Annotated in this window: 7 protein-coding genes; 2 read left to right on the forward strand and 5 right to left on the reverse strand. The window is 60.7% G+C overall.

The features are described 5' to 3' along the window. Positions 1-13 precede the first annotated feature (13 nt). Entirely contained in the window at positions 14-637 is a 624-nt protein-coding gene (locus GHO42_RS20200) for a glutathione S-transferase family protein (RefSeq protein ID WP_153328351.1), read from the reverse strand. A 139-nt stretch (positions 638-776) separates the two neighbouring features. Here GHO42_RS20200 and GHO42_RS20205 point away from each other — a divergent pair, with 139 nt between their 5' ends. Next, entirely contained in the window at positions 777-1,664 is an 888-nt protein-coding gene (locus GHO42_RS20205; RefSeq protein ID WP_153328333.1) for a LysR substrate-binding domain-containing protein, read from the forward strand. On the opposite strand, the gene GHO42_RS20210 is transcribed toward GHO42_RS20205, so the two are convergent. The 3 genes from GHO42_RS20210 to GHO42_RS20220 all read right to left on the reverse strand — a co-directional run bounded on the left by GHO42_RS20210 (position 1,639) and on the right by GHO42_RS20220 (position 4,600). Beyond that, the gene (locus tag GHO42_RS20210) at positions 1,639-2,133 is read right to left on the reverse strand and encodes an ATP-binding protein (protein WP_095000106.1); all 495 of its coding nucleotides are present in this window, start codon (positions 2,131-2,133) and stop codon (positions 1,639-1,641) included. The genes GHO42_RS20205 and GHO42_RS20210 overlap by 26 nt on opposite strands. 159 nt (positions 2,134-2,292) lie before the next feature. Continuing rightward, positions 2,293-3,474 (reverse strand): collagen-like triple helix repeat-containing protein, encoded by a 1,182-nt coding sequence (locus GHO42_RS20215; RefSeq protein ID WP_153328331.1) that lies wholly within the window; start codon positions 3,472-3,474, stop codon positions 2,293-2,295. Positions 3,475-3,754: 280 nt separating this feature from the next. Next, entirely contained in the window at positions 3,755-4,600 is an 846-nt protein-coding gene (locus GHO42_RS20220; protein WP_095000104.1) for an SDR family NAD(P)-dependent oxidoreductase, read from the reverse strand. 155 nt (positions 4,601-4,755) lie between these two features. Here GHO42_RS20220 and GHO42_RS20225 point away from each other — a divergent pair, with 155 nt between their 5' ends. Continuing rightward, entirely contained in the window at positions 4,756-5,661 is a 906-nt protein-coding gene (locus GHO42_RS20225) for a LysR family transcriptional regulator (RefSeq protein WP_095000103.1), read from the forward strand. 62 nt (positions 5,662-5,723) lie between these two features. Here GHO42_RS20225 and GHO42_RS20230 read toward each other — a convergent pair. Further along, positions 5,724-6,296: tRNA (adenine(22)-N(1))-methyltransferase TrmK (locus tag GHO42_RS20230; RefSeq protein ID WP_153384176.1), on the reverse strand; the 573-nt coding region annotated here is incomplete at its 5' end.

The raw sequence follows: 6,296 nt of genomic DNA on the forward strand, positions 1-6,296 counted from the left end.
TTGATCCCCTGGTTCAAGCGCCGGTGGCGCGAGTAGGCAGAGCGATGCCGCGCTGCACTGCAGGTCTGGCGCCAATGCGCTGGTACCAGGCGCTCAGGTGCTTATAGGCGCTGAAATCGAAGTCGATGACCTGCGCGATATGGGTCCAGCCAAACTGGGCAATATCGGCAATCGAGTACTCGTCACCGGCCAGATAGGGGTGCTCGGCCAGGCGGTTGTCCAGGGTGGTAAAGGCTTCATCCATCAGGCGCCGGTAGCGTGAAATGGCCTGGGGAATTTTGTCTGCGGCAAACAGCTCGAAGTGAACGCGCTGACCCATCACAGGCCCCACGCTGGCAGCATGAAACATCAGCCACTGGGTGGCTTCCCAGCGTTTGGCGGGTTCGACGGGCAAGAGTCGGCCAGTGATATCGGCCAGATACAGCAGGATGGCTGCCGATTCAAACAATGTGATGCCACTGCTGGCGTCGACCAGCACCGGGATGCGTCCGTGGGGGTTGAGGCGCAAAAACGCCGGGCTGCGGTTCTCGCCCTGGTCAATGTTTACGTGCCGCAGGTGGTAGGTTAAACCGAGTTCCTCCAGGGCAATGGTGATCTTGAAACCATTGGGCGAGCTGTCGGTATACAACGTGATCATGGGGTTCATGCAGGGCGTCCGGTTAGATATAGTTTTACTGAACTTGCACAGCATCTCTAAACTCGGAACATCATCGCTTTCGCTGTGTGTCAGCGGAAACGATCATTTCTGCACACCAGATTCAGGAAAACTAAAGCCTATGGCAGCTTCACTGCCCCTTCTCGCCTTGCGAGCATTTGTCGAAGTAGGCCAGCAAGGCAGCATCAAGGCGGCCGCGCAAACGCTGAATGTCACCTCAGGTGCCGTCAGCCAGCAGATCCGCCTGCTGGAAGACCGGGTCGGCATGCCGCTGTTTACCCGCGAACGCAGCGGCTTGCGGCTTACAGAGGCTGGCGCAGCTGTGCACCCGACCCTGCTTGAGGCCTTCGGGCAAATCGAGCAGGCCATGCTGTCACTGCAACAAAGCACTGCGCGCCAGACCCTGACGATCAGTACGGTGGCAACCTTTGCCGCCTCATGGCTGGTGCCGCGCCTGGGACGATTCAACCGCCTGCATCCGGATATCGAGGTGCGTGTCGAGGCCACTTCCGCGCTGGTGGACATGCACCGTGGGCGTGTCGATATTGCCTTGCGCCATGGGCTTGGGGTCTATCCCGGCCTGCACGTGACCCGTTTGATGGCGCCTGTGCTGATCCCCGTCGCCAGCCCCGCCCTGCTGGCTGGCAACCCGGGGCCGGCACAGCCGCAGGACTGCCTCGACTTCCCCCTGCTGCATGACGCTGACCGTGCCGACTGGCTGTTGTGGCTCAGCGCCCATGGCGTGGGCAAAGACCCGCGCGCCGAGCGCGGAACTGCTTTTGAGGACGATTTTTTATTGATCCGCGCAGCCGAAGCAGGCCAGGGGCTGGCCTTGGTGCCCCAGGAGTACGCAACTGAAGAAATCGCTGCAGGCCGCCTGGTACAAGTCATGGACAAGCCGTGGCCGGCGCGCTTTGCCTACTACGCCGTAACGCGGGTGGAGGCAATGCAACGGGATGAGGTCAGGGCATTTATGCACTGGATCATGCAAGAGGCCGGGGGTAAGTAACAATCACCAGCCCCTCGTCTGCATCCGGGGAGCGAAAGTAGGTGGTGATCAGATCAAACTCGGCATCCGATGCGGCAAAGTCATGCTCGGCAAGCTGGTTGCGTACATGCAGGCGCGCACGGCAGGTGTCGTCGTCCACAGCGAGATAATGCAGGCAGTGCGGCACACGCGCGGTTTCTGCCAGGCCGAGCAACCATTCACGGCCGGCAATGGTATTGGCAGGAAAATCCAGCACCACATCCACACCGGACTCCAGCAGGTCGATCACCAGAGGCCCCAGCACACCGCGAATCCTCAGGCTGTAGGCTGCGTAATCGGTTACCGAATTGATCGCACCGGGATAAAGCGATGAGAGCCATTTATCTTCGCTCAGCAATATCGCGCTGTGCTCCACCGCAAGCGTTCTGGCCAGGGTTGATTTGCCTGATGCGATCTTGCCGCACATCAGATGCAGTGTCGCAGTGACCATGGGACGCTTCCTTGAGTGCGGACATTGGATGATGCCCAGCGCTGGCAGAGAACGCAATTGCCAATAAAACCAGCCAAGGGTGAACGAAAAACAGCCCGGTCTGCACCTGAACTTCAGGGGTACAGACCGAACCGTACAACAGCGTCCGCGCGCGGCCAGTCAGTTTTTGTTTAGCAGGCCGCCAAGCAGACCACCCAGCCCGCCGGAAGCACTTGCGCCACCCGAGGTGCCGGTGTTTGTCTGGGTACCGGTCGTGCCGCCCAGGCTGCCAAGCAAGCCAGTACTGCCACCCAGTAAACCACCTGTGCCGCCGGTGGTTGTCTGAGTACCGGTTGAACCTGTGGCCGTGCCCAGCCCGCCCAGCAAACCGCCCAGCCCGCCGGTAGTTGTGCTTGTGCCGGTGCCGGTGGTTGTCGTCGGGTTCAGGTAACCGCCGGATTTATCCAGTGCCCCACCCACACCGCCTAGCACACCGCCCACCACATTGGTGAGCGGGTTCTTGCCGGTATCGACTACCTTGTCACCCAGCCCGCCGACCACGCCGCCAACCTTCGTCAACAACCCGTCCACCGGCTGCCCCAACCCGGTGGTGGTGCCTACCTTGCCTGTGACGTTTTCCACCATTGAGATCACGGGGACCACGACCTTGTCATTCAAACCACCGGTAGCCTTGCCCAATTGGCCGCTGGTCACATTGGTGGTCAGTGTGTTGCCAAGCATGGTGACAGTGGTGCCGACCTTGTCCACCAGCCCGCCCGCGGTGCCGGTGACCTTGCCCACTACACCGCCTACCAGCGGGACCTGACTGATCGGTGTGTTGTCGATCAGAGCGCTGACACCTGTGCCGAGAGACGAAACGCCTTTACCCACATCGCTGACGCCATTGGTAACACCAGCCACGGTAATGCCCAGCGAGTTTTTGTCAGTGCCCAGCGAGCCCAGGCCATTGGTCACGCCATCGGTAATGGAAGTCACGGCATTACCGGTATTGACCACCAACCCGCCTGCTGCGCCGACCACAGGAACGGTGGTCAGGGTGGTGCCCACGCCGCTGACCAGGGTGCCGACACCGCCCAGTCCGGTGCCGACTTCACCGGCGACCTGCCCCGTGACCAGAGGCGGGGTAACTGCCGGGTTAGGCGGATTGGTTGGATCAGTCGGATCAGTTGGATCTGTCGGTGTAGTGGGATCAGTTGGCGTGGTCGGATTGGTCGGCGGCGTCGGCGTGCTTGCGCTGTCACTGCTGTGATGCCCGCCACCACCACTGTGGCAGCCCGCCAGGCTGGCGCTCATGACCAACAACAGGGCCGTGCTTGTTTTCAACCAGAGTTGGGTGTTCATAATCAGCTCCCTTGAATCTGTCATGCCTGAGTTCGAAAGCTCCCAGCACTCGCATCAGAGGGAGTTTCCATCCTGGGGAACATGACAACGCCACGGGCTCGAACCCACAACTCACTCCTTGGTATTAATACTCTCTATAAGGCTGCCGCGACTCGACTTAAGGACTAATGCTCAGGTTATAAAAAGCGCTGCATATCAACTTGCACAGGGCTTTTTCACGCAATGGCCGCAGCGCCCCCTACTTAAGTGGTAAGCACAATTAACAAGACCGACCCCAGCATCAGCATTCCTTGATCTGCTCCCACAGGCGGGCGACCTGCTCGGCGCTGTCGGCCCTGATTCGGGCCAGATCCAGGGGGTAGTCCACCCCGGGATTCTCGACAAACCGCGTTGCCGTGAACTGACCATTGCTGGCCCGCAGAATATAGCCGCTGTCCTGGCACTGAGCCGAGGCCAGAAAGATCACACCGGGGGTCACCCACTGGGGCTTGAGGTTGTCCGGTTCGCCGTTAACGCCCCACATCCGGGTCTTGGCCACCGGCGCTACTGCGTTTACCAGGATGCCATCGGCGGCACCCTCCCTGCTCAGGGCATTCATGATGCCCAATTGTGCCATCTTGCCGGCGGCGTAGGCGGTCAGGCCCGGCTGGGCATAGGGCTGGTACATGGCCCGGTCCGAAGAGGTCAGCACCACCCGCGCCGCCGATGATTGGCGCAGGTACGGCCAGGCATGTTTGCACAGCCAGATCGGGCTATACACATTGATCCCCAGCGCGCGCTCGACAAACTCAGGCTGCGCTTCTTCAATAGCCTGGTAACCGACCCAGCCCGCGTTGTGGATCACAATATCCAGCCGCCCGAACGCTTCGACGGCCGTTTCGACCAACTGCCGGCAACCCGTCTCGCTGACCAACTCACCGTGATGACCGATCACGCTGTAGCCCTGGGCTGCCAGCGCTTGCGCGGCGTCATGGGCAACGGATGCATCTGCTGCTGCGCCTTGCCTGTCTGCGCCAATATCACTGATCAGCACATGGGCGCCCAGCCGTGCCAGCTCCCTGGCATAACTCAAGCCCAGGCCCCGGCCAGCACCCGTTACAATTGCGGTTTTGCCGTTAAAGTCCATAAGGATGCCCTCTTGATTGATACTTCACCGTAACAATCAAAAGGCGCGTTGTTTAATACCGTTCAACAGGCCCGTTGATACCCGCTGCCTATCAGCCCCTCTGTGAGAGCGGCGGTGTTCGCAGATAACCCCGTTCAAAGGAAGGAACACTGCACATGATCGAAACCCGACTGCTCCGTCAGTTCATCGCGGTGGCTGAGGAACTGCATTTCCACAAGGCCGCCGTGCGCCTGCACATGGCCCAGCCACCCCTGAGCCAGGCGATCAGCCGACTGGAAGACAAGCTGGGGTTAGCCCTGTTCACCCGCAGCAGGCGCGAGGTCAAGCTGACGCCCGCAGGCCAGGCCTTTTTGCAGGCGGCCTGTCGCACACTCAAGGAACTGGAACAGGGGGTGGAGTACGCCCGCCAGGTGGCGCAAGGGGTAGCCGGTGTGCTCACTGTCAGCGCGGTATCTATCGCGTACTACGAGCCGTTGCTCAACAGCCTCAGGCAGTTTCGCCAAACCTTTCCCCAGGTCCAGCTGGTGATCAAGGAAATGCCTTCCTCCAGCCAGGCCGAGGCGCTGCTGGCTGCCGAGACCGATATCGCCTTTATGCGCAAACTGCCCTTCATCGCAGCCGACATCGAATCGCGCCTGTTGCTCGACGAGGCCATAGTCATGGCCCTGCCCCTGGATCATCCCAAGGCGCAGTCAGGGCCCATCGAGCTGCGCGATTTTGCTGACGAAGACTTTGTCTTTACTCCACAAGCCCTGGGCAGCGGCTATCACGGCCAGTTGATCGGCCTGTGCGAAAACGCCGGGTTCTACCCCAGGGTGGTTCAGGAGGCCGCACAGCTGCATACCCTGATCGGCCTGGTAAGTTGCGGTTTTGGCGTGGCCCTGGTGCCGCAATCCCTCGCCGGCTCGACGCTGCGCGACAAGGTAGCGTTCCGCCCGATCCGGCCGCTGACAGGCGCTGCCAACCCGACCATCGGCCTGTACATGAACTGGCATGCCCATAACCCGTCACCGCTGATACAGCACTTTATTGCCATGCTCGATGGCAACACTCAACCCTGAACAGGCTCAGCGAACCCCTTCAAGTACACTTGCTGGCATGACTGCGCCGCATGAGTCGAGACTCAAGCCAGCAGTTCGCTGATCCATCTGACCTGTCGGGCAATTTCCTCCACCCGGGCTTCGGGCACGGCCTGGCGCGCCAGGGCAAGATTGCTCAGAACCTTGCGTTTTTCACCCAGCATACGTTGCCACTTACCCAGAAACAGCGGGCTGCGCGCCTGCATCTGGAAGGGGCCAAAGTACAATTGCTCGGCGGTATAGCTCACCGGTCCGATGCGTTCGGCGACGATGATTTCGTAGTAGAAACGGTTTTCCCGCAGCAGTTCTTCGCAAAGGATGTGGTAGTGGTTTTCCATCAACCATTGCCGTAAAGGCTGCTCGCCGCCGTTGGGTTGCAGGATCAGGCGCTCCCGTCCGCTCAGGTGTGCCTTGCCACTTGCAAGAATATCGCGGATGGTCTCGCCGCCCATGCCGCAGATGCTGATCGCCGTAATCTCGTCCTGCGGCCTGATCGCTGCCAGGCCACTGGCATGGCGCACGCTAATGCGTTGCTCGAAGCCGTTTTCGCGCACGGTACGCCGGGCCGCCTGAAAGGGCGTCAGGGCCACCTCGCCCGCCACGGCGGCGGCAATGGC

This window comes from Pseudomonas sp. FSL R10-0056, assembly GCF_009600105.1.
Taxonomy (GTDB): Bacteria; Pseudomonadota; Gammaproteobacteria; order Pseudomonadales; family Pseudomonadaceae; genus Aquipseudomonas; species Aquipseudomonas bubulae.